Origin of the sequence: Pleomorphomonas diazotrophica, assembly GCF_002844595.1 — a bacterium.
GTDB classification, from domain to species: Bacteria; Pseudomonadota; Alphaproteobacteria; order Rhizobiales; family Pleomorphomonadaceae; genus Pleomorphomonas; species Pleomorphomonas diazotrophica.
In genome coordinates, this window is the sequence record NZ_PJNW01000001.1 from 175,245 (window position 1) to 198,337 (window position 23,093).

Here is a 23,093-nt window from a genome sequence, read left to right on the forward strand (position 1 = left end):
CTCCGCCCTGCGCGGACAGTACCAGCGCTGCTGAAGATGCGTTTGGTGTTCGGTCACGAATTTCTCATGCCTTTGGCCGAGACGAGACATTCGTGGTGACTTCAACGAGCGGATGCGTCAGCATCTTCGCGAGTTGGTATAACCAGTCGGGGTGATCAAGTGCGCGTCCTATTCGTTGCCTCCGAGTGCTATCCGCTGATCAAGACGGGCGGTCTCGCCGACGTCGCGGGCGCGTTGCCGCTGGCGCTCGCCAATCTCGACTGCGATGTTCGCGTTCTGATGCCGGCTTATCCTGGCGTGGTTGGGCATCTTCAGAACGTTGAGGAGGTTGCCGCCTATCCCGACGTGTTCGGCGGGCCGGGCCGGCTCCTGGCGGGCGAGACGGCGGATGGCCTCAAGGTGTTGGCGCTCGACGTCGGTCATCTCTACGACCGACCCGGCAACCCTTATCTCGGGCCGGACGGCAACGACTGGTGGGACAACACCCGCCGCTTCGCCGCACTGTCGGCGATCGGCGCCGCCGTTGGCCGCTATGGCGTCGGCGATTGGAAGCCGGCTATCGTCCATGGCCACGACTGGCAGGCCGGCCTGGTGGCGCCCTATCTTCTGGCCGGACCGGCGGAGGGGAGGCCCAAGACGGTCTTCACCATCCATAACGTCGCCTTCCAAGGCATTTGCGGCCGCGCCGACTTCGACACATTCGGTTTGCCGTCGAGCTTCTACACACCGGCGGGGCTCGAGTATTACGGCTACTGCTCCTTCCTGAAGGGGGGGCTCGTCTTCTCGGACCGGCTGACCACGGTCAGCCCGACCTATGCGCGCGAGCTGCGCACGCCGGAGTTCGGCTTCGGCATGGAAGGCGTGCTCAACGAGCGCGCCAATGTCCTGAGCGGCATCGTCAACGGCATCGACACGCGGGCCTGGGATCCGGCGACCGATCCGTTGATCACGTCCAACTACAGCGCGCGCAAGATGGCCGGCAAGGCGATCTGCAAGACCGAGCTGCAAAACCGCATGGGTCTCAGGGTCGATCCGGACGCACCGCTGATGATCGTGGTGAGCCGCCTCACCGGTCAGAAGGGCTTGGACATGCTGCTGCCCAACCTGGAGGGCATTCTGCAGCGTGGCGGGCAGCTCGCCATCCTCGGCGCCGGCGAGCATGGCATGGAGCGGGCCTTCGTCGATGCCGCCGCGGCCAACCCTGGCTCCGTCGCCGTCCACATCGGCTATAGCGAGCCGCTCAGCCATGCCATGCAGGCTGGCGCCGACGCCATCCTCATTCCTTCGCGCTTCGAGCCCTGCGGTCTCACCCAGCTTTATGGATTGCGCTATGGCACCATCCCCGTGGTGGCCCGGACCGGCGGCCTTGCCGACACCGTGATCGATGCCAACGACGCATCGGTGCGGGCGGGAACGGCGACGGGCATTCAGTTCGCTCCGGTCTCCGCCGGCGGTCTCGGCTTCGCCATCGAGCGCCTGTTCGATCTCTTCCACAACAAGAAGGTCTGGCGGGCGTTGCAGGCGCGGGCGATGGCCCATCCGGTCGGGTGGGAGGACTCCGCGCCTGATTATGTCACGCTTTACCGCGACCTGACGACCGAGGGTGTCTGAAGCTCCATGACGGTGTCGATCCGGTCCGGGCGGCCGTATCCCCTAGGTGCCCAGTTTGACGGGGACGGCGTCAATTTCGCCATCTTCTCGGCCAATGCGACGCGCGTCGACGTCTGCCTGTTCGAGCCGCTCACCGGCTTCGAGCATATCCGCCTGACGCTGCCCGAGTGCACCGACGAGGTGTTCCACGGCTACGTCTCGGGTATCGGCATCGGGACCGCCTACGGGTTCCGCGTTCATGGTCCCTACGATCCGGAGCACGGGCACCGCTTCAATCCGCACAAGCTGGTCATCGACCCCTACGCCAAGGTGCTGACCGGCCGGCTGCGCGCCAACGACTTGATGGCCGGCTACCAGCCGGTGACGCTCGACGACGCCAGCTTCGACACGCGCGACAGCGCCCGCGTCGTACCGAAGGCTCTGGTCACCGATTCCAAGGTGCCGCCCTGCGTCAGCTTCCGGCCGGCGCGGCCTTGGCGGGACACCATCATCTATGAGGCCCACGTCCGCGGGCTCACCATGCAGATGCCGCGATTGCCGCGCGCCAAGGCCGGCACCTACGAAGGGATCGGAGCGCCGGAGACCATCGAGCATCTGGTGAAGCTGGGCATCACGGCGATCGAGCTGATGCCCATTCAGGCCTTCCTCGATGATGGCTTTCTCACCCGCAAGGGGTTGGTCAACTACTGGGGCTACTCGCCGCTCTGCTATTTCGCGCCCGAACCGCGTTACGACCACGGCGCGCGCGACGTTTCGGTGGTCGATCGCGTACGCGATATGGTGCGGGCGCTACACGAGGCGGGTATCGAGGTTCTGCTCGATGTCGTCTACAACCACACCGGCGAGGTCGACCAGTTCGGGCCGACCCTCAGCTTCCGCGGCATCGACAATGCCAGCTATTACCGGCTCAACCCCGATCGTCCCCGCTGGTACATCAACGACACCGGCACCGGCAACACACTGAACGCCGGCCACCCGCGCGTCACGCAGATGATCCTCGATTCGCTCCGCTACTGGGTGGAGGCGATCGGTGTCGACGGCTTCCGGTTCGACCTTGCGACCTCGGTGGGGCGCGAGCCGCACGGCTTCGACCCCGAGGGACGCTTTCTGACGGCGCTTCGGCAGGATCCGCTCTTGTCGACGGTGAAGCTGATCGCCGAACCCTGGGATATCGGTCCCGGTGGCTACCAGCTCGGCAACTTTCCTCCGGGCTTTTCTGAGTGGAACGACCGCTTCCGCGACACGGTGCGTGCCTTCTGGCGCGGCGACGAGCAGGTGGCGCCGGAGCTGGCGGCAAGATTGCTGGGGTCGCCCGATCGCTTCGACCGCTCAAACCGCCGCCCTTCGGCGTCCATCAACTTCGTCACGGCGCACGACGGATTCACCTTGAAGGATCTCGTCTCCTATGCGGCCAAGCACAACGAGGCCAATCTGGAGGACAACCGCGACGGCCACTCCGACAATCACTCGGCCAACTACGGTGCCGAAGGGGCTTCGACCGATCCGGCCGTCATCGCCACGCGCAAGCGGCAGATGCGCAACATGCTGGCGACGCTTCTTCTGGCGCAGGGGACGCCGATGCTGCTGGCCGGCGACGAGCTCGCCAACAGCCAGTCCGGCAACAACAATGCCTATTGCCAGGACAATCCGGTTGGCTGGGTAGGATGGAACCAGGGCGATGATGCCGAACTGGCTGACTTCGTCGCCTATGTCGTTCGGCTGAGACAAAGCCACCCGGTGTTCCGACAGACGCGTTTCCTGCATGGAAGGCCGCGTCCGCAAGACAAGTTGTCCGACGTCGAGTGGATTGCCGTATCCGGCCGGCCGATGACCGGCAGCGACTGGAACAGCCATGAGTGCAAGGCCTTCGGCGTTCTGTTGCGCGACTCGGCTTTGCCGCATGCCGAGGCGGACGGCGACGCCGTCTATCTCATGCTGAACGCCCACCGAGCGAACCGCCGTTTCCACCTGCCGCCGACGCGCGAAGGGCATAGCTGGAAGCCGATTCTAAGCTCCGACATGCCGACCGGCCGACCGGCTGCCGCAACGCCGCGCCGCGCCTGGCAGGCGGTGGAGGTGCCGGGCCGCACCTTCCTCGCTTTCGTCGAGGTAAGAGCTTGAGTAAAGTGAGATTGCCTTTCGGGGAGTGACAGGGAATGCAGATCAAGACAATCGCCACCAAGCCGATCGACGGCCAGAAGCCGGGCACCTCCGGCCTCCGCAAGAAGACCCGCGTCTTCATGCAGCCGGGCTATCTCGAGAATTACGTCGAGGCGATCTTCGCCGGCGTCGGCGGCGTCACCGGCAAGGTGCTGGTGATCGGTGGCGACGGCCGCTTCTTCAATGACAAGGCCATCCAGACCATCATCAAGATGGCGGTTGCCCATGGCGCCAAGAAGCTGGTGATCGGCAAGGGCGGCCTGTTCTCGACGCCTGCCGCCTCGAACGTCATCCGCAAGCTCGGCGCCTTCGGTGGCGTCGTGCTGTCGGCGAGCCACAATCCCGGCGGCGAGGATGGCGATTTCGGCATCAAGTTCAACGGCTCCAATGGCGGGCCGGCGCCCGAGAACGTCACCGACGCCATCTTCGCGGCGACCAAGACCATCACCGAGTATCGGATCGCCGACATCGCCGATATCGACCTCGATCGCCTGGGCGCCTCCAAGGCCGGCGAGACCGAGATCGAAGTGGTCGATCCGGTCGCCGACTATGTCGAGCTGATGGAGAAGCTGTTCGATTTCGACAAGATCGCCGCGCTGATAAAGTCTGGCTTCACGCTGCGCTTCGACGCCATGCACGCCGCCACCGGCCCTTACGCCAAGGCGATCCTCGAAGGCAAGCTCGGCGCCGCTCCCGGTAGCGTCATCAATGCCGTGCCGCTGCCCGATTTCGGCGGCGGCCATCCAGACCCCAACCCGATCTACGCCAAGGAACTCTACGACTTCATGGCGTCGCCCGGGGGCGCGGATTTCGGCGCCGCCTCTGACGGCGACGGCGACCGCAACATCGTCATCGGCCGCGGCGCCGTGGTGACTCCCTCCGACAGTCTTGCGCTGCTTGCCGCCAACGCCCACCTCGCCAAGGGCTACGCCAGGGGGCTTGCCGGCGTTGCCCGCTCGATGCCGACCTCCGGCGCCGTTGACCGCGTCGCTGCCAAGAAGGGCCTCGACTGCTACGAGACGCCGACCGGCTGGAAGTTCTTCGGCAACCTCCTGGATGCCGGCAAGGTGACGCTCTGCGGCGAGGAAAGCGCCGGCACGGGCTCCGACCATGTGCGCGAGAAAGACGGCCTCTGGGCGGTTCTCCTCTGGCTCAACATCCTCGCCGTGCGCGGCGAGAGCCTGAAGGACATTCAGGAGAAGCATTGGGCCGAATATGGCCGCACCTTCTACACGCGCCACGACTATGAGGCCGTGGACACGGCGGCGGCCGAGGGGCTGGTGAACAGGCTGCGCGATATGATGCCAACGCTGCCGGGCACCAAGGTGGCCGACCTCGAAGTCGCAAGCGCCGACGACTTTGCCTACAACGATCCGGTCGACGGTTCGGTGACCAAGAAGCAGGGCATCCGCATTCTGTTCAAGGGCGGCGAACGCGTGGTGTTCCGCCTGTCGGGCACCGGCACCGAGGGCGCAACTTTGCGAGTCTATCTCGAAAGCTTCGAGCCGGACGTAGCCAAGCATGGCCAGGATGCGCAGGTGGCGCTCGCCAAGGTGATCGAGGCAGCCGATACGCTGGCTGAGATCAAGGCGCGCACCGGCCGGCAGGCGCCGGACGTTATCACCTGACGGCGGCGCGTTCCGCGCCCTGAGATGACGAGGCCCGGGTCAGGTCGCTGCCCCCGGGCCTTCTTTTCGTCAGTGCGACAGGAAAACGCCGCTGGTGGTGGTCGTGGTCGTCGTCGAGCCGTTGGAAATGGCCGTCACGTCGGGGGCGAGGTTCCAGCTGGTCTGGTTGAGGATCAGCGAGTCGGCGACGATGGTGACTTTGTCGAGCGACGCCGTCATGCCGGAGTTCATGGTGAGCTGGCGGCTTGGCAGGTGAATGAGCCCGGTAAGCTCGTGGCCTGGGCTGTCGTTCCACGGCCACTGCGTGACGTTGGCGTTGGCGGTGGTCTCGTAGATCAGGACGTTGGCATAGGGGCCGCTGGTCGGTGCCTTGAGGTAGGTGCCGGCGCCCGAGTTGAACTGGAACTTCGAGGTGTCGGCGAAATAGAAGGTGACGCCGGTGCCCCTCAGCGTCCCCTGGATGTTCCAGTCGCCCCCCTTGATGATGTAGAGGCCCGGATTGAATGTTGCGACGGTCTGGGAGCTGTTGAAGTTGACGCCGCCGCAATGCACGCCCGGCTCGAAGGTGTAGGTGGCGGCATCGATGTTGCGACCGTTGTAGTTACAGGCGCCTGCCGTGACGGCTGGCAGCGTCGCGGCGTAGGGATCGCTTGCCGGCGAGCACCCCTTTTCGAGATTGGGATGCGTGCCGCCGTTGTCGATGATGCTACTGCTCTTGATGCAGATCTTCTTCGAGTTGATCGTCGTGCCGCCGTTGAAGATGGCTGCGCTACCGGCGTTCGACTGCACGTGAATCTCGCAGTTCGGTGCATTCACGGTGGCGCCCGAGTTGACGAGCAGCGCCTGGGAGTTCTTCGAGACGAGAAGGATGCACACGCTGCCGGCAGGCGTGGTGGTGGACGCGGTCTTGGGCGTTGCCTTGGCGGTGACGCCGACGGACATGTCGTTCTTGCCAATGATGCCCATGAAGGACAGCGGTACGGTGATGGTCGCCGAACCGGATGTGCTGCCGTCACTGTTGCGGATGAAGCTGGAGCTGAGGTTTTCCTCGGCAACGCCGGTGTCGGAGAGGTTGGCCGCGAGGGTGGCCCGGCCGGTCTCGACATAGCCCGAACCGGTTGTCAGGGCCGCGCGGATGGTGGCCTGGTCGAGAGCCCCTTGAAGTATCTCTCGGGCTCGCAAGACCTGGGCGAGATCGACGGCGGCACCAACGGCCACAATCAGCGCGACGAGAGCGACCGCCATGACGACGCCGATCGAGCCGCGAACATCCGCCAGGAACCCTCGCAGATCGCGAAGCATACCAGAGCGCCCGAACGTATGGTGGCCAGACATCATTCTACCTCATACCGTTCCGGATGGCGAAGCCCAGAGCCTTCGCCGACCAAATTGAAACACTTGGTCGTCCAGCGAAGGCTCCAGATCATTTGCCGGAGCACCCGCCGATCAGGTTGAGTCAACCTGATCGGCGGGTGCTCTGGCGTCGCGATCCCGCGAGTATCGTTGCATGTCCCGGGGCTAAACCCGCGCGGACAAGCCGTTTGTGCAACCTTGAACGTTACGAGATGAATAATTCACTGCCATGCAGCTGAAAAAACTGCACAATCACGACTAAATATGTGGCGTCCGGCTCCGTTGCGCGGGTGGGGCTGCGGCTCGCTGGCCGGCTTTTCGGCAGCCTGCCCAATTCTTGGGTGACAAAGCGTTTTTTGCGGCAGTAAAAGGGCGCACCAAGCGAAGGCCGCCGGAGGGAAGATTGCCGCTCGAAACCGTGACAAAGATTGCCGAACTCCGTGAGCGACTGAGGCCGGTGCGGCAGGCGGGGCAGAGCATCGGTCTGGTACCGACCATGGGGTATCTGCATCGCGGCCACGCCGCCCTGGTCGATCGGGCTCGGGCCGAGAACGACGTCGTTGTGGTGTCGGTTTTCGTCAATCCGTTGCAGTTCGGTCCGAAGGAAGACTTCGCCAGTTACCCGCGTGACCTCGATGCCGATCGCAAGCTGCTCGCCGAGCACGGCGCCGACATCGTCTTTGCGCCGTCGGTCGAGGAGATGTATCCGCGGCCGATCACCACCCATATCGAGGTCGAGGAGCTGTCGGTCCGCCTGGAAGGCGAGCGCCGGCCGGGCCATTTCCGCGGCGTTGCCACGGTGGTTGGCAAGCTGTTCAATATCGCTCTGCCGGACCGCGCCTATTTCGGCGAGAAGGACTATCAGCAGCTTCAGGTGATCCGTCGCATGGTCGCGGATCTGTCCTTTCCGCTGGAGATCGTCGGCGTGCCGACCGTGCGCGATGTGGACGGCGTCGCACTGTCCTCGCGCAATGTCTATCTGTCGCCGGTCGAGCGCGCCGCGGCGCCGGTACTCAGCCGGTCGCTGGCAGCGGCAGCCGATGCGATCGGTGGCGGAACCGTCGATCCCCAGGACATCGAGGCGGTCGTTCGAGGCGTCCTGGCTGACGAACCGCTCGCCGCGCCGGATCTCGTCGCCGTCGCCGCAGCCGACACGCTCGAGCCGATCGACCCGAAGGCCCCGCCGCCGTCGATCGCGTTGATGCTCGCCGTTCGCATCGGCCGCACGCGCCTTCTTGATCAGCGTGTCGTCGCCGTTCCCTGAAGACTGCAACCCGGACCCTGTCCCGGAGGTTTTGAGATGAGTGCTCCCGTCCGCTCCCGTCGCACCTCGGTCGCCGACATCAAGGCGCTGAAGGGCGTGCGCCCCATCGTCAGCCTCACGGCCTACACCGCGCCGATGGCGGCGCTGCTCGACCCGCATGTCGATTTTCTGCTGATCGGAGACTCGCTCGGCATGGTGGTCTACGGGTTCGAGACCACGCTGCCGGTGACGCTCGACCTGATGATCGCCCACGGCGCAGCGGTGGTACGCGGGTCGACCACCTCGCTGGTGATCGTTGACATGCCCTTCGGCTCGTATCAGGAAGGGCGCGAACAGGCTTTCCGGTCGGCCTCACGCGTCCTCGCGGAGACCGGCGCCCAGGCGGTGAAGCTCGAAGGGGGCGAGGAGATGGGCGAGACCATCCGCTTCCTCACCGAGCGTGGCGTGCCAGTGCTCGGTCACATCGGCCTGACGCCGCAAATGGTCAACGTCTACGGCGGCTACAAGACCCAAGGCCGCAACCAGTTCCAGGCTGCCAAGATCAAGGCGGACGCCCGCGCCGTGGCCGAAGCCGGTGCCTTCGGTTTCGTGCTCGAGGGAACCATGGAGCCGCTCGCCCGCGAGATCACCGCCGAGTCGCCCATTCCGGTCATCGGCATCGGCGCCTCGCCTCACTGCGACGGCCAGATCCTGGTGAGCGAGGACATGCTCGGCCTTTACAACGAGTTCATCCCGCGCCACGTAAAGCGCTTCGCCGACCTCGGCGCCGAAGTCTCGAAGGCCGCCGCCGCCTATGCGGAAGAGGTCAAGGCGCGCAGCTTCCCCGGCCTTGAACACACCTTCCAGCCCAAGGCCTGAGCCCGATTGGACCAAGTGATGAGCGGTGGCGCTCGCCACCGAGGTCGGTTGGCGTTCCCGCGTCGGTGATCATCGGCCCGTCGTGCAAGAGTGCGGCGCGTATGATTTCACTGCGATGAAAGAACATCGGCGTCTACGTGGAAACACGTGGCGCCATGGGCGGCTTTTTCATGAAATCGCGAGCGAAATTTTCGCGCCCGGACGAATACGTCCGTCAGTTCTTCTTAAGTAACCTGAGGCTTGAGCAAAAAATAACCTGTTTGCTTATTTCGTAGGCGCTGTTTCGATTATCAATTGCGCATGTGTAGTTTGTGGTCATTTCAAGGCGCTTTGCGATTGACCATCGGCATAATTTGTAATCTAGTGACCGAGGAGCCCGCCGGTTCGGCGGGTGTGGAGCGACTGTCACTGGTTTCTATCCTTCGGCCTCGTTTCGATGGGTTGGGCTGTGGAAGTTGCTTCAAAATCGAGGCTCGGCGGATTGGGGTGCTTCGGCGCTCCGACGATCGGAGCGGGTGTCGACAACAAACAAGAGCACCCACGCGCCGGGTTTCGTTGGTCATCAGGGGAGACATTCATGCGTTCCAACACACTCAAGACTTTGCTGCTCGGTGCCGCTTTCGTGGGAGCCGGCGCTGTCGCCGCTTCGGCCGGTACCCTTGACGAGGTCAAGGCCAAGGGCTTCGTGCAGTGCGGCGTCAACGGCGCCGGTCTTGCCGGCTTTGGCGCGCCGGACGATGCCGGCAACTGGACGGGCCTCGATGTCGATGCCTGCCGCGCCGTCGCCGCTGCCGTCTTCGGCGATCCGTCCAAGGTGAAGTTCACCGGCCTCTCCGCCAAGGAGCGCTTCACGGCCCTGCAGTCGAAGGAAATCGACATGCTGGCCCGCAACTCGACCAACACGATGAGCCGCGACACGCAGCTCGGCATTACCTTCACCGGCACCAATTACTACGACGGTCAGGGCTTCATGGTGAAGAAGGCGCTGGGCGTTTCCTCGGCCAAGGATCTCAATGGCGCTTCGGTTTGCGTGCAGTCCGGCACCACCACCGAGCTGAACCTTGCCGACTACTTCAAGTCCAATGGCATGACCTTCAATGCCGTGGTCTTCGAGAAGCAGGAAGAGGCTGATGCCGCCTATGACGCCGGCCGCTGCGACGCCTACACCACCGACGCTTCGGGCCTCTATTCGATCCGCCTGAAGATGACCAATCCGGATGACAGCATCGTGCTGCCGGAGATCATCTCCAAGGAGCCGCTCGGGCCGGCCGTCCGCCAGGGCGACGACCAGTGGGAGTCGATCGTCCGCTGGACCCACTATGCCATGCTGATCGCCGAGGAGTTTGGGGTGACGCAGGCCAACGTCGATGAGATGAAGAAGTCCGAGAATCCGGAAGTGCAGCGCCTGCTCGGCGTTGGCGAGGGCGTCGACTTCGGTACGCCGATCGGTCTCAACAAGGACTGGGCCTACAACGTCATCAAGGGCGTCGGCAACTACGGCGAATCCTTCGAGCGTAACGTCGGCGAGGGCTCGCCGCTCAAGATCGCTCGCGGTCTCAATGCGCTGTGGTCGAAGGGCGGTCTGCAATACGCCCCGCCGATCCGCTGATCGAACAGGCGAGGGAGGCGCTCTGAGCGGGCGCTTCCTGTCTTTCGGACCTGATGGGATGCGTCGGCTCCAGTCGCATCCGGCCTGGGCGAGCGTCCGGCCGGCCATGGTGACATGCCCGAACGGTCCGGTACCCGGCAAGTGCGGCGCGCCGCGCCGGCGGCGCTCCCTTCTTGTGACAGAACGTGCTTTCGGCGCCCCTTGGCGCCCTCTCTCGAGGCCTGACATGACGCTCCGAGACAAGACGGCTGACGAGACGCCTCGATCCTGGCTTCGCGCTGTCCTCTATGACGCCACCATCCGCGGCTGGGTATTCCAAGGCCTGGTTCTGCTCTTCATTATCCTGTTCGCCCTCTGGGTCATCCACAACACCGCCGCCAATCTGCGCGCTGCCAACATCCCGTTCGGATTCGACTTCCTCAACATGCGGGCCGGCTTCGACATCTCGCAGAAGCCGATCGACTACACGCTGGATTCCTCGCACGCCCAGGCCTTCAAGGTCGGTCTTCTCAACACGATCATCGTGTCGGTGCTCGGCATCATCCTGGCGACGATCATCGGTTTCATCGTCGGCATATCCAGGCTGTCCAGCAACTGGCTGCTGGCGAGAGCTGCCACGGTCTATGTCGAAACGCTGCGCAACATCCCGCTGCTGCTGCAACTCCTGTTCTGGTACAAGGCGGTGCTGTCGGTGCTTCCCGGCCCGCGCCAGGGCCTGATGCTGCCTTTCTCGATCAATCTCTCCAATCGCGGCCTGACCATGCCGCGGCCGATCGTCGGCGAAGGCTTCGGCCTGGTCATGTGGGCTTTGCTGGTCGCGGTGGTGGCCGCATGGGCTCTGGCCCGCTGGGCAAGACGCCGGCAGGCCGCCACCGGCCAGTCGTTCCCCGTCATCCGCGCCTCGCTCGGCATCGTCATCGGCCTGCCGCTGGTGGTTTTTCTCATCCTTGGCGCGCCGCTCACCTTTGAGCTGCCGGAACTCAAGGGCTTCAATTTCGTCGGCGGCATGGTCGTCCACCCCGAACTGACCGCCATGCTGCTCGGTATCTCGCTCTACACGGCGACATTCATTGCCGAAACGGTGCGAGCCGGCATCCTCGCGGTTTCCTCTGGGCAGAGCGAGGCCGCCTTCTCGCTCGGTCTGCGGCCGAGCCAGACCATGCGCCTCATCGTCGTGCCGCAGGCGATGCGGGTCATCATTCCGCCGCTCACCAGCCAGTATCTCAACCTCACCAAGAACTCGTCGCTGGCGCTGGCCATCGGCTATCCGGATCTGGTGGCGGTGTTTGCCGGCTCCACGCTCAACATCACCGGCCACGCCATCGAGGTCATCGCCATCACCATGGCGGTCTATCTCGCCCTGAGCCTCATCACCGCTGCGCTGATGAACTGGTTCAACGCCCGCGTGGCGCTGGTCGAACGCTGAGGATCGGTTATGAGCCGCATCGAAACCGATACCGTCTTTGTCCGCCGTGACTTCCTGGAGCCCGAGGCGCCGCCGCCCTCGCTGGGCGGCATTCCGGGCTGGGTCCGAAAGAACCTGTTCTCCTCACCCTTCAACATCGCCATCAGCCTGTCGATGCTGCTGCTGCTGGCCTGGGCGCTGCCGCCACTCATCCGCTGGCTGTTCATCGACGCGGTATGGACCGGCACCAACCGTGAGGCCTGTCTGCCCAAGAACGGCGAAACGGTGGGGGCCTGCTGGGCCTTCGTCAACGCCAAGCTGGCGCAGTTTACCTTCGGCTCCTATCCGGCCGATCAGCGCTGGCGGCCGTCGCTGGTGATGATCGTCTTCTTCGTGGGCCTCGCCTGGGTGGCTATCCCCAGGATGCCTTGGCGGCGGCAGGCCGTCTGGCTGATGCTGACCGCCTTCCCGGTGGCCACCTTCTGGCTGCTCTACGGCGGTCTCGGACTGCCGATCGTCGAGACGTCCAACTGGGGCGGTCTGCTGGTGACGCTGGTCGTGGCGATCACCGGCATCGTCGCGTCCTTGCCGCTCGGCATTCTCCTGGCGCTCGGCCGGCGCTCGAAGCTGCCTTTCATCAAGATCGTTTCGGTGGTGTTCATCGAGGTGTGGCGCGGCGTTCCGCTCATCACCGTGCTGTTCATGGCCTCGGTGATGCTGCCGCTGTTCCTGCCGACCGGCGTCAACTTCGACAAGCTCTTGCGCGCGCTGATCGGCGTCGCCCTGTTCACCGGCGCCTACATGGCCGAAACCATCCGCGGCGGCCTGCAGGCCATTCCGAAGGGGCAGTTTGAAGGGGCCGCCTCGCTCGGCCTCGGCTACTGGCAGTCGATGCGGCTGATCATCCTGCCGCAGGCCCTGAAGATCGTCATCCCCGGCATCGTCAACAGCTTCATCTCGCTGTTCAAGGATACGTCGCTGGTGATGATCATCGGCCTCTACGACCTCCTCGGATCCATCCAGCGCAACTTCTCCGACGCCAACTGGTCGACGCCGTCCATCGCCCCGACGGGCCTGATCTTCGCCGCCGCCGTTTTCTGGGTTTTCTGTTTCTCGATGTCACGCTATTCCATGTACATGGAGAGAAAGCTCAACACCGGACGCAAGCGATAACCGGCCGTCCACCGCCGCCCCGCCTGCCGCCAAAGGGACCCAATTCATGGCCGATACTGCCCTAGCCACCGCGCCCGAAACCGAAACCGCCGTTGAAATGATCGGCGTCAACAAGTGGTTCGGCGAGTTCCACGTGCTGCGCGACGTCAATCTCTCCGTCAAGCGCGGCGAGCGCATCGTCATCTGCGGCCCCTCCGGTTCGGGCAAGTCGACGACCATCCGCTGCATCAATCGCCTGGAAGAGCACCAGAAGGGCAAGATCATCGTCGACGGCATCGAGCTCACCAACGATCTCAAGCGCATCGACGAGGTGCGGCGCGAGGTGGGCATGGTGTTCCAGCACTTCAACCTGTTCCCGCATCTGACCATCCTGGAGAACTGCACGCTGGCGCCCATCTGGGTGCGCAAGATGCCGAAGAAGGAAGCCGAGGAGGTGGCGATGCACTTCCTCACCCGCGTCAAGATCCCCGAGCAGGCGCACAAGTATCCAGGCCAGCTCTCCGGCGGCCAGCAGCAGCGCGTCGCCATCGCCCGCTCGCTGTGCATGCGGCCGAAGATCATGCTGTTCGACGAGCCGACCTCGGCTCTCGATCCGGAGATGGTCAAGGAGGTGCTCGACACCATGGTCGGCCTCGCCGAGGAAGGCATGACCATGATCTGCGTGACGCACGAAATGGGCTTCGCCCGTCAGGTGGCCAATCGCGTCATCTTCATGGACCAGGGCCAGATCGTCGAACAGAACGAGCCGGTGGAGTTCTTCTCCAATCCGAAGCACGAGCGCACCAAGCTGTTCCTCGGCCAGATTCTGCACTGATTTTCTCGACGGGCGCCGGCAGCTATTTGGCTTCGGCGCCCGTTTCATATCTTGATCTCTTACTTTCAAAAGCCGCACGATCGGTTTGGCTTTCCATACTATTTCTCTGCCGACCCGAACGCGAGTTACGGCGGGAAAAGCGATGGTCGCCCGGCCCGTTTCCGGAAATGGGCCTTCCTAAAGGCGGCAAGTCGTGCCAGACAAAACGTCTGCGACAGAAGCCGGCTTTCTGCCGGCGCCAACAGGGAAGGGCTGAGCGTTGGCTGAGGGGCGTTTGACGACCCATGTTCTCGACACGGCGGCGGGCCGCCCGGCTGCTGGCCTGAGGATAGAGCTCTGGGCGATTCGTCTGGATGGCGCGCGCGACCTTCTCTGCGAGGCAACAACCAACGACGATGGTCGCATCGACGGCGCGCTTCTCTCCGGCGCGGCATTTTCCATCGGTACCTACGAGCTGGTGTTCCATGCCGGCGACTATCTGCGCGCGGCCGGCCACGCCCTTGCCGATCCCGCCTTTCTCGACATCGTTCCCATCCGTTTCGGTATCGCCGACGCCTCGGCCCACTACCATGTGCCGCTGCTGATCTCGCCTTACGGATACTCAACCTATCGCGGGAGCTGAGCCCATGCGTGACTCCATCCGCATCGTCCGCCGTGGGCGGATCGTCGAAATCGACGACATCAAGCCGACCGAGACGCTGCTCGACTATCTGCGCCTTCGCGAGCGCGCCACCGGCACCAAGGAGGGCTGCAACGAGGGCGACTGCGGCGCCTGCACCGTGGTGATCGGTGAGTGGCAGGACGGTCGGGTCGCCTATCGCCCGGTCAACTCCTGCATCCAGTTCCTCGGCGCCATGGATGGCAAGGAAATCGTCACCGTCGAGGATATTGCCTGGCCGGATGGCCGGCTGCATCCGGTGCAGCAGGCGATCGTCGATGCCCACGGGGCGCAATGCGGCTTCTGCACTCCGGGCATCGTCATGAGCCTCTTCGCCCTCTATCATCAGGAGGGCCGCGAAGGCCCGCCGCCGCGCGACGAGATCGTCACGGCGCTGGCCGGCAACCTCTGCCGCTGCACCGGATACCGGCCGATCGTCGACGCCGCGCTCGCCGCCATGGCGGAGCCGCCGGCCGATCGCTTCGTCGAGGCCATGCCTCAGACGGCCGGCTTGCTGCAGTTCCTGGCCGACGGCCAGGATGTGTTCATCGGCTCCAACAGCGCCTTCTTCGCCGCGCCGGCCAGCCTGTCGGCGCTGGCGCAACTGGTCATGAAATACCCCGAGGCGACGCTGCTCGCCGGCGGCACCGACGTGGGTCTCAGGGTGACCAAAGGCCTGCGGCCGATCTCGCAGGTGATCCACGTCGGCCGCGTGGCGGCGTTGCGGCAGATCGAGGATGTCGGCGACGCTTTGATCCTCGGCGCCGGCGTCACCTATGAGGATGCCGCTTCTGCCTTTGCCGATCTCGATCCCGACCTCGGCGAACTCATTCGCCGCCTCGGCTCGCGGCAGGTGCGTGCCGTCGGTACCATCGGCGGCAACATCGCCAACGGCTCGCCGATCGGTGACATGCCACCGGCGCTGATCGCACTTGGCGCCACGCTGGAGCTTGCTCACGGCGAGGACGGACGGGCGCTGCCGCTTGAAGACTATTTCATTGCCTACGGCAAGCAGGACCGGCAGCCGGGTGAGTTCGTCGCGGGCCTCCTGGTGCCCAAGCTCATGTCGAACCAGGTGTTCCGCGCCTACAAGATCACCAAGCGGTTCGACGAGGATATTTCGGCGGTGATGGGGGCGTTCCGCTTCACCATCGACGACGGCGTCATCACCGAGGCGCGCATCGCCTTCGGCGGCATGGCGGCGACGCCCAAGCGGGCGCTCAGCGCCGAGGCGCGCCTTGTCGGCGCCCAGCCCGGGCGGGCGGCGAGCTGGGGCGCGGCAATCGAGGCGCTTGGCGAGGATTACGCGCCGATCTCCGACATGCGCGCTTCGGCGGCATACCGGATGGAGACGGCCAAGGCGCTGCTCGCCAAAGCCCTGGTGGAATGCGCGGGTGCGCCGACGAGCCGCACCCGCGTCATTGGCCGTCGCGAGGCGCCGGAAGCGGAGGTGGCCTGATGAACGCGCCCGAGTCCGAAACCTCCGAGGCCGCCGTCGAACGGGCCGTCCATCGCTCCACCCCACACGACAGCGCCGTGCTGCATGTCACCGGCCGCGCCGTCTATATCGACGACATGGTCGAGCCGACCGGCACGCTGCATCTTGCGCCGGGCTTCTGCCCCGACATGGCGCGCGGCCGCATCCGCGACATCGACCTATCGCGCGTTCGGCAGGCGCCCGGCGTCGTGGCCGTACTGACGGCAGCCGATATTCCAGGTCGCAACGACTGGTCGACCTCCATCGGCGGCGATCCGATCATTGCCGAGAACGAGGTGGAGTTCTGGGGCGAAGTCCTGTTCTGCGTCGTGGCGGAGACGCGCGACGCCGCGCGCAGGGCGACGCGGCTTGCGCTCTTCGAGGGCGAGGCGGAGCCGCCTGTGCTCACCGCCGAGGAGGCGAAGGCCAAGGGCTTGCGCGTGCTCGACGACTATGGCTACGGCCGGGGCGACGTCGCCCGCTCCTTTGCCAGTGCCCAGCGCCGGTTCGACGGCGTGATCCGCAATGGCGGGCAGGAACACTTCTATCTGGAAGGCCAAGTCGCTCTGGCCATCCCCGGCGAGACGGGCGACATGCACGTCTACTCGTCGACCCAGCATCCGTCCGAGGTGCAGCACTGCGTCGCCCATATGCTCGGCGTGCCGAACGCCATGGTGACTGTGGAAGTGCGACGCATGGGCGGTGGCTTCGGCGGCAAGGAGAGCCAGGCGAGCCAGTGGGCCTGCCTCGCTGCCTTGGGCGCCCGCGTCACCGGCCGGCCCTGCAAGCTCCGACTGGACCGCGACGACGACATGGTGATGACCGGCAAACGGCACGACATGACGACGGCCTTTTCCGTCGCCTATGACAGTTCCGGCAAGATTCTCGCTGCCGACATCGACTTCATGGCCCGCTGCGGCTACTCGGCCGACCTGTCGGGCGGCGTCAACGACCGCACGCTGTTCCATGCCGACAATGCCTATTTCTACCCCAACGTCGCCCTGAAGTCGGAGCGGCTGAAGACCAATACGGTGACCAACACCGCCTTCCGTGGCTTCGGCGGCCCGCAGGGCATTCTTGCGGCCGAGCGCATCATGGATACGCTGGCCATCGTCACCGGCATCGACCCGCTGGAGATCAGGAAACGCAACTTCTACGGCCCGGGCCGTGATGTGACGCCCTACGGCCAGAAGGTCGAGGACAACATCCTGCCGGAGCTGATCGCCGACCTCGAACGCTCCTGCGACTATGCCAAGCGCCGGCAGGAATGCCGCGCCTTCAACTCAAAGAACCGCATTCTCCGCAAGGGCATCGCGCTGACGCCCATCAAGTTCGGCATCGCCTTCACACTGACCCATCTCAACCAGGCGGGCGCGTTGGTGCACGTCTATGCCGACGGTTCGGTCCACCTGAACCACGGTGGCACTGAGATGGGGCAGGGGCTGAACACCAAGGTGGCGCAGGTGGCGGCCGACGCCTTCGGCCTGCCGCTCGAACGGGTACGCATCACCGCGACCAACACGTCCAAGGTGCCCAACACCTCGGCGACCGCCGCGTCCTCCGGCTCCGATCTCAATGGCATGGCGGCGCTCGCCGCCTGCAACGAGATCAAGGAGCGGATGGTGGCCCATCTCGTCTCGACTACCAATGCCGCGCCGGAAAGCGTGGTGTTCGCCGATGGTCGGGTCAGCCACACCGGCGGCTCGCTGTCCTTTGCCGATCTCGCCAAGTCCTGCTACGAGGGCCGCGTGCAGCTGTCCGCCGCCGGCTTCTATTCGACGCCCAAGATCCACTGGGACCGTCAGAAGGCGGAAGGGCGGCCCTTCCTCTATTTCGCCTACGGCGCCGCCTGCGCCGAGGTGACCATCGACACCATGACCGGCGAGATGAAGGTCGACCGGGTGGACATCCTCCACGACTGTGGCCGCTCGCTCAACCCGGCGATCGACATCGGCCAGATCGAAGGCGCCTTCGTTCAGGGCATGGGCTGGCTGACCACCGAGGAACTGGTTTGGGACGACAAGGGGCGTCTCGCCACCCATGCTCCGTCCACCTACAAGATCCCCACGGCCAGCGACGTTCCGGCCATCTTCAACACCCGTCTCTGGGACGGCGACAACCGCGAGGAGACCATCCATTCCTCGAAGGCGGTCGGCGAGCCGCCGTTGATGCTGGCTTGCTCCGTGTTCTCGGCGATCTTCGACGCCGTCGCCAGCCTGAAGCCCGGTGTGGTGCCGCCGCTCGACGCACCGGCAACGCCCGAATCGATCATGCGAGCCGTAGCCTTCATGCGACGGAGTGAGGCATGAGGGAGGTCTTCGCCCCGCTTCACCGTTACCTTGCCCGCGATGGCGTCGCGGCACTGGTAACGGTCGTCGGGGCGAAGGGATCGACGCCGCGCGAGGCGGGCGCCCGCATGGTGGTGTCAGTGGGCGGCACGATATCCGGCACCATTGGCGGCGGCAGGCTGGAACTCGAGGCCATGGAACGCGCCATCGCTGCCCTGCGGGAGAGGCGAGACGCCAGCGAGCGTCTCGACCTGGCGCTGGGGCCTTCCATCGGCCAGTGCTGCGGCGGCGCCGTCAGCGTGATGCTGGAAACCTTCACATCAGCCCGACTCGACGCCGTGGCGAAGCTTGCCGCGGCGGAGGGGGCGGGGCCGTTTCAGACCGCTGCCGTGTCTATCGACGGCGCCCCCATCGAGCGCCGCATCGTTGGAGTCGAGCGGTTGGGGCCGGCCGCCGCATTGGACGCCAACGGCCGGCTCGATGAAAGCTTCGGTGAGCCCTTGCGAGACCTGCTGCTGTTCGGGGCAGGACATGTCGGCCGCGCTTTGGTGCTGGCTCTCGCGCCGCTGCCCTTCCGCATTCGTTGGATCGACAGTCGACCAAGCGCTTTTCCGGATCTGCCTCTGGCTCGGTTGGAGCAGGTGGTTGCTGCCGCGCCCCAGTCCGAGCTGAAGACGGCCCCCTCCGACGCCTTCGTGCTGATCATGACCCATGATCACGGCCTCGATCTCGACATCCTGCACGCTGCCCTGTCGGAGGATCGGTTCCCCTATGTCGGGCTGATCGGCTCGCGCACCAAGCGCGCCCGCTTCGAGCATCGGCTCGCCGAGCTGGGACATTCAGAAAGCCGCATCAGGGCTTTCACCTGCCCGATCGGTGTACCGGGGATAACCTCGAAGGAACCGGCGCATATTGCCATTTCCGTGGTGGCGGAACTGTTGATTGTCGACGAGAAAATTCGTAGGACCCCGGTCGGAGAGTTCGCCGCCGGGCAAACGGCCGGCAGCTCAGAAATTGGGCAGACTGCCCAATTATTCGGACATTCCGGCTGAATCTTTTGGCGCGTCCGGTTGGCGAAATCGTGCTTGTATGCTGCACAGAAAATAGACAAAGCGCGGTAAAACGAGGACAACGGCTCTGATGGGCGAAGGGTCTGGGGACAGCACCGGAGAAATGCTCCGCCGGGTGGGAGGCGACACGCCGCTTCTTGAGGTCCGTCACGTCACCAAGCGTTTCGGCAGCTTCACCGCCAACGACAATGTGTCTCTCAAGATCATGCCGGGCGAGATCCACGCGCTGCTCGGCGAGAACGGCGCCGGCAAATCGACGCTGGTCAAGATCATCTACGGGTCCCTGCAACCCAACAGCGGCGAGATATTCTGGAAGGGCAAGGCGGTGACCGTGGCTTCGCCGGCCGAAGCCCGGGCGATCGGCGTCGGCATGGTGTTCCAGCATTTCTCGCTGTTCGAGGCGATGACGGTGGCCGAGAACATCGCGCTGGCCCTGCCGAACTGCCGGGCGACGCGCGAGCTTTGCGAGACGATTGCACGCGTTTCGGCCAACTACGGCCTGCCGCTCGATCCGAACGCCCATGTCGCGGACCTGTCGGTGGGCGAGCGGCAGCGCGTCGAGATCGTCCGTTGCCTCCTGCAGAACCCCGAACTGATCATCATGGACGAGCCGACCTCGGTGCTGACACCGCAGGAAGCCGACCAGTTGTTCGTGACGTTGCGGCGCCTCGCCGAGGAGGGCTGCGCCATCCTCTACATCTCGCATCGCCTGGAGGAGGTGAGGGCGCTGTGCCACCACGCCACCATCATGCGTCGTGCCAGGGTGGTGGCCGAAACCGATCCCGCCAATGAGACGGTGAACACTCTTGCCCAGTTGATGGTCGGCAACGAGATCACCCGTGTCACCCGCGAAAAGGGCAAGCTCGGGCCGGAAGCCATTCTTCTCAAGGGCTTGACGCAGGTCTCGCAGGAAGCCTTCGGCGTGTCGCTTCACGATATCAATCTCTCCGTCCGGTCCGGCGAGATCGTCGCCATTGCCGGCATCGCCGGCAACGGCCAGAAGGAGCTGTTCGACGCGCTCTCCGGCGAAGAACCGCTCGACAAGGAAGACATGGTCATCCTGGCCGGTGAGGCGGCGGGCCTGATGAACATCAACCAGCGCCGTTTGCTCGGCGCCGCCTTCGTGCCGGAGGAGCGCCTCGGCCACGGCGCGGTGCCGGCGCTGAAGCTGTCGGAAAACGTCGTGCTCACCCGTCACGGCACCGGCGAGGGCATCGCCCGGCGCGGCTTCACCCGTTTCGGCAAGGCCGGTCGCATCGTCGAGACGGTGACCAGCCTGTTCGATGTCCGAAAGGGCGTGGTCGATCCCGAGGCGCGCTCGCTGTCAGGCGGCAATCTCCAGAAATTCGTGGTCGGCCGCGAAGTCGAGCGCACGCCGAAGATCCTGATCGTCGCCCAACCGACCTGGGGTGTCGATGCCGGCGCCGCGGCGGTGATCCGGCAATCGTTGATCGACCTGTCGCGCAAGGGCGCCGCCATCCTGGTGATCTCGCAGGATCTCGACGAGATCTTCGAGATCGCCGACCGCATCGCGGTCATTTCGCGCGGCCATCTGTCCAAGGCCGAGGACGCCGATACGCTGACGCCGGAAAAGGTCGGGCTGCTGATGGCCGGCGGCGCCGAGAAAAAGGGAGCGGCGGCGGCATGATGCGCCTCGAACTGGTCAAGCGGCCCCAGAAAAGCCGGCTGATGAGCGTGCTGTCACCGATCGTCGCCGTGGCGCTGACGGTGGTCTTTGCCGGGATCGTTTTCGCAGCGCAGGGGCACAGCCCCTTCACCGGCATCTGGTATTTCTTCCTGGAGCCGATCACGTCGCTGTGGGGCGTCGAGCAACTGATCACCAAGGCGACGCCGCTCGTCATCATCGCCCTCGGCCTGTCCGTCTGCTACCTCTCCAACAACTGGAACATCGGCGCCGAGGGGCAGCTCACCATCGGCGCCATCGTCGGCTCGATCCTGCCGATCCTGTTTCCGGATTTCGTGAGCCCGGTGGTTCTGCCGCTGATGCTCTTGATGGCGATGGCCGGCGGGGCGCTGTTCGCGCTCATCCCCGCCAAGCTCAAGACCGTCTTCGGCACCAATGAGATTCTGACCAGCCTGATGCTGGTCTATTGCTCCAACTTGTTCCTCGACTGGATGGTGCGCGGCCCCTGGCGCAGCCCGCAGGGCTACAATTTCCCGATCACCATCGATTTTCATGAATGGGCGGTGCTGAGCGCCGTGGACGTCGGCGGCATCTATCTCAACCTGTCCGCGCCGATTGCACTGCTCCTCGTCGCGATCCTGGCGGTGGTGATGCGCTCGACGCTGAAGGGCTTCGAGATCCGCGTGCTCGGCCAAAGCCCGCGCGCCGGTTCCTTCGCCGGCTTTTCCAACCGCCGCATGACCGCCTTTGCCTTCGCCCTGTCGGGCGCGCTGGCCGGATTGGCCGGCATGATGGTAGTGATGAGCGAGATCGGCAAGCTGCAGCCGGTGATCTCGCCCGGCTACGGCTTTACGGCCATCATCGTCGCCTTCCTCGGCCGGCTGAACCCGGTGGGCATCCTGATCGCCGGTCTCGTCATCGCCTCGTCCTATCTCGGCGGCGAGGCCATCCAGACCTCGCTGCAGATGTCCTCCAAGCTCGCCACCGTCATTCAGGGTGTCCTGCTGTTCTTCGTGCTCGCCGCCGACACGCTGATCCTTTACAAGGTGCGTCTGGTTCCCGGTCGCGAGGGGGAGCGCGCCCATGCTTGAGGCCATCATCCTCACCGTCATCACGGCGGCGACGCCGCTGCTGCTTGCCGCCATCGGCGAGCTGGTGGTGGAGAAATCGGGCGTTCTCAACCTCGGCGTCGAGGGCATGATGGTGATGGGCGCCGTCGCCGGCTTCGCCGTCACGGTTTCCACCGGCAGCCCGTTGCTCGGTATCGTCGGAGGCGCCGTCGCCGGCGTGCTGGTCTCCCTGATCTTCGCCTTCGTGACGCTGACCCTCGTCGCCAATCAGGTGGCCTCCGGTCTCGCGCTGACGCTGTTCGGCCTCGGCCTCTCAGGCCTGATGGGCGAGAGCTTCGTGGGCCAGCCGGGCATCAAGCTTCAGAGTCTCGACATTCCCGGCGTTACCAGCCTGCCGTTTGTCGGAAAGATCCTGTTCGGGCAGGACATCCTCGTATACCTGTCTTTTGCGGCGGTGTTCGCCGTCTCCTGGTTTCTCAACCGGACGCGCGCCGGCCTGATCCTGCGGGCGGTCGGCGACAATCACAGTTCGGCCCACGCCCTCGGTTACTCGGTGATCGGCGTCCGCTATCTCGCCGTGATCTTCGGCGGCGCCATGGCCGGCCTCGGCGGCGCTTATCTGTCGGTCGCCTATACGCCGCTCTGGGTGGAGAACATGACAGCCGGCCGCGGCTGGATCGCGCTGGCGCTGGTGGTGTTCGCCTCGTGGCTGCCTTGGCGGGCGGTGATCGGTGCCTACTTGTTCGGCGCGGTTACTGTGCTGCAACTGCATACGCAGGCGCTTGGCATCGGCTTCCCGTCGCAATTCCTGGCGATGCTGCCGTATCTTGCCACGGTGATCGTGCTGGTCGCCATCTCCGGCAATCGGCGCGCGACGCTGTTCAACACGCCCAGCAGCCTGGGCAAGCCTTTCGTGCCCGATCGCTGATCCGGGAACGTCAACGACAAGCGCCGGCAGTACGGTCGGCCGGCGCCTCATTCAAGACCGTGACAGACCGTGGGAAAACCCA

At 64.9% G+C, this 23,093-nt stretch carries 17 protein-coding genes; 16 read left to right on the forward strand and 1 reads right to left on the reverse strand.

What is annotated here, in order from left to right; translation table 11 throughout:
• Nucleotides 1-159: 159 nt before the first annotated feature.
• The 3 genes from glgA to CXZ10_RS00810 are packed head-to-tail and all read left to right on the forward strand — an operon-like array spanning nt 160 to nt 5,399.
• Complete coding sequence (gene glgA, locus CXZ10_RS00800; RefSeq protein WP_101287047.1) at nt 160-1,611, forward strand: glycogen synthase GlgA; 1,452 nt, start codon at nt 160-162, stop codon at nt 1,609-1,611.
• Between the two features lie 6 nt (nt 1,612-1,617).
• Nucleotides 1,618-3,732, forward strand: coding sequence for a glycogen debranching protein GlgX (glgX, locus tag CXZ10_RS00805; protein WP_101287048.1), 2,115 nt, complete (start codon nt 1,618-1,620; stop codon nt 3,730-3,732).
• A 35-nt stretch (nt 3,733-3,767) separates the two neighbouring features.
• On the forward strand, nt 3,768-5,399 hold the full coding sequence (locus tag CXZ10_RS00810) for an alpha-D-glucose phosphate-specific phosphoglucomutase (protein WP_101287049.1): 1,632 nt from the start codon (nt 3,768-3,770) through the stop codon (nt 5,397-5,399).
• Nucleotides 5,400-5,468: 69 nt separating this feature from the next.
• On the opposite strand, the gene CXZ10_RS00815 is transcribed toward CXZ10_RS00810, so the two are convergent.
• Nucleotides 5,469-6,701, reverse strand: coding sequence for a TadE/TadG family type IV pilus assembly protein (locus CXZ10_RS00815; RefSeq protein WP_180335813.1), 1,233 nt, complete (start codon nt 6,699-6,701; stop codon nt 5,469-5,471).
• A 454-nt stretch (nt 6,702-7,155) separates the two neighbouring features.
• Between CXZ10_RS00815 and panC the strand changes: the two genes are divergently transcribed.
• The 13 genes from panC to CXZ10_RS00880 all read left to right on the forward strand — a co-directional run bounded on the left by panC (nt 7,156) and on the right by CXZ10_RS00880 (nt 23,011).
• Entirely contained in the window at nt 7,156-8,016 is an 861-nt protein-coding gene (panC, locus tag CXZ10_RS00820; RefSeq protein WP_101287051.1) for a pantoate--beta-alanine ligase, read from the forward strand.
• A 36-nt stretch (nt 8,017-8,052) separates the two neighbouring features.
• The gene (gene panB, locus CXZ10_RS00825) at nt 8,053-8,874 is read left to right on the forward strand and encodes a 3-methyl-2-oxobutanoate hydroxymethyltransferase (RefSeq protein WP_101287052.1); all 822 of its coding nucleotides are present in this window, start codon (nt 8,053-8,055) and stop codon (nt 8,872-8,874) included.
• A 577-nt stretch (nt 8,875-9,451) separates the two neighbouring features.
• Nucleotides 9,452-10,483, forward strand: a complete 1,032-nt coding sequence (locus tag CXZ10_RS00830; protein ID WP_101287053.1) for an amino acid ABC transporter substrate-binding protein — start codon at nt 9,452-9,454, stop codon at nt 10,481-10,483.
• 226 nt (nt 10,484-10,709) lie between these two features.
• Entirely contained in the window at nt 10,710-11,909 is a 1,200-nt protein-coding gene (locus CXZ10_RS00835; RefSeq protein WP_101287054.1) for an amino acid ABC transporter permease, read from the forward strand.
• A 9-nt stretch (nt 11,910-11,918) separates the two neighbouring features.
• Complete coding sequence (locus CXZ10_RS00840; RefSeq protein WP_101287055.1) at nt 11,919-13,061, forward strand: amino acid ABC transporter permease; 1,143 nt, start codon at nt 11,919-11,921, stop codon at nt 13,059-13,061.
• Between the two features lie 46 nt (nt 13,062-13,107).
• Nucleotides 13,108-13,875 carry an amino acid ABC transporter ATP-binding protein gene (locus CXZ10_RS00845; protein ID WP_101287056.1) on the forward strand — a complete coding sequence of 256 codons (768 nt, stop codon included), beginning with the start codon at nt 13,108-13,110 and terminating at the stop codon, nt 13,873-13,875.
• Nucleotides 13,876-14,134: 259 nt separating this feature from the next.
• Entirely contained in the window at nt 14,135-14,497 is a 363-nt protein-coding gene (gene uraH / locus CXZ10_RS00850; RefSeq protein ID WP_101287057.1) for a hydroxyisourate hydrolase, read from the forward strand.
• A gap of 4 nt (nt 14,498-14,501) precedes the next feature.
• A complete protein-coding gene (gene xdhA / locus CXZ10_RS00855) occupies nt 14,502-15,992 on the forward strand; it encodes a xanthine dehydrogenase small subunit (RefSeq protein WP_101287058.1) in 1,491 nt (496 codons plus the stop codon).
• Nucleotides 15,992-18,319, forward strand: a complete 2,328-nt coding sequence (gene xdhB, locus CXZ10_RS00860; RefSeq protein ID WP_101287059.1) for a xanthine dehydrogenase molybdopterin binding subunit — start codon at nt 15,992-15,994, stop codon at nt 18,317-18,319. The genes xdhA and xdhB overlap by 1 nt, the downstream gene beginning before the upstream one ends.
• The gene (gene xdhC / locus CXZ10_RS00865) at nt 18,316-19,350 is read left to right on the forward strand and encodes a xanthine dehydrogenase accessory protein XdhC (protein WP_101287060.1); all 1,035 of its coding nucleotides are present in this window, start codon (nt 18,316-18,318) and stop codon (nt 19,348-19,350) included. The genes xdhB and xdhC overlap by 4 nt, the downstream gene beginning before the upstream one ends.
• Before the next feature lie 88 nt (nt 19,351-19,438).
• Nucleotides 19,439-21,016, forward strand: coding sequence for an ABC transporter ATP-binding protein (locus CXZ10_RS00870; protein ID WP_425298941.1), 1,578 nt, complete (start codon nt 19,439-19,441; stop codon nt 21,014-21,016).
• Nucleotides 21,016-22,104 (forward strand): ABC transporter permease, encoded by a 1,089-nt coding sequence (locus CXZ10_RS00875; RefSeq protein WP_101287091.1) that lies wholly within the window; start codon nt 21,016-21,018, stop codon nt 22,102-22,104. Before CXZ10_RS00870 ends, CXZ10_RS00875 begins: the two co-directional genes overlap by 1 nt.
• Nucleotides 22,097-23,011: an ABC transporter permease gene (locus tag CXZ10_RS00880; protein ID WP_101287062.1), complete on the forward strand. Its 915-nt coding sequence runs from the start codon at nt 22,097-22,099 to the stop codon at nt 23,009-23,011. Before CXZ10_RS00875 ends, CXZ10_RS00880 begins: the two co-directional genes overlap by 8 nt.
• Nucleotides 23,012-23,093: the final 82 nt, after the last annotated feature.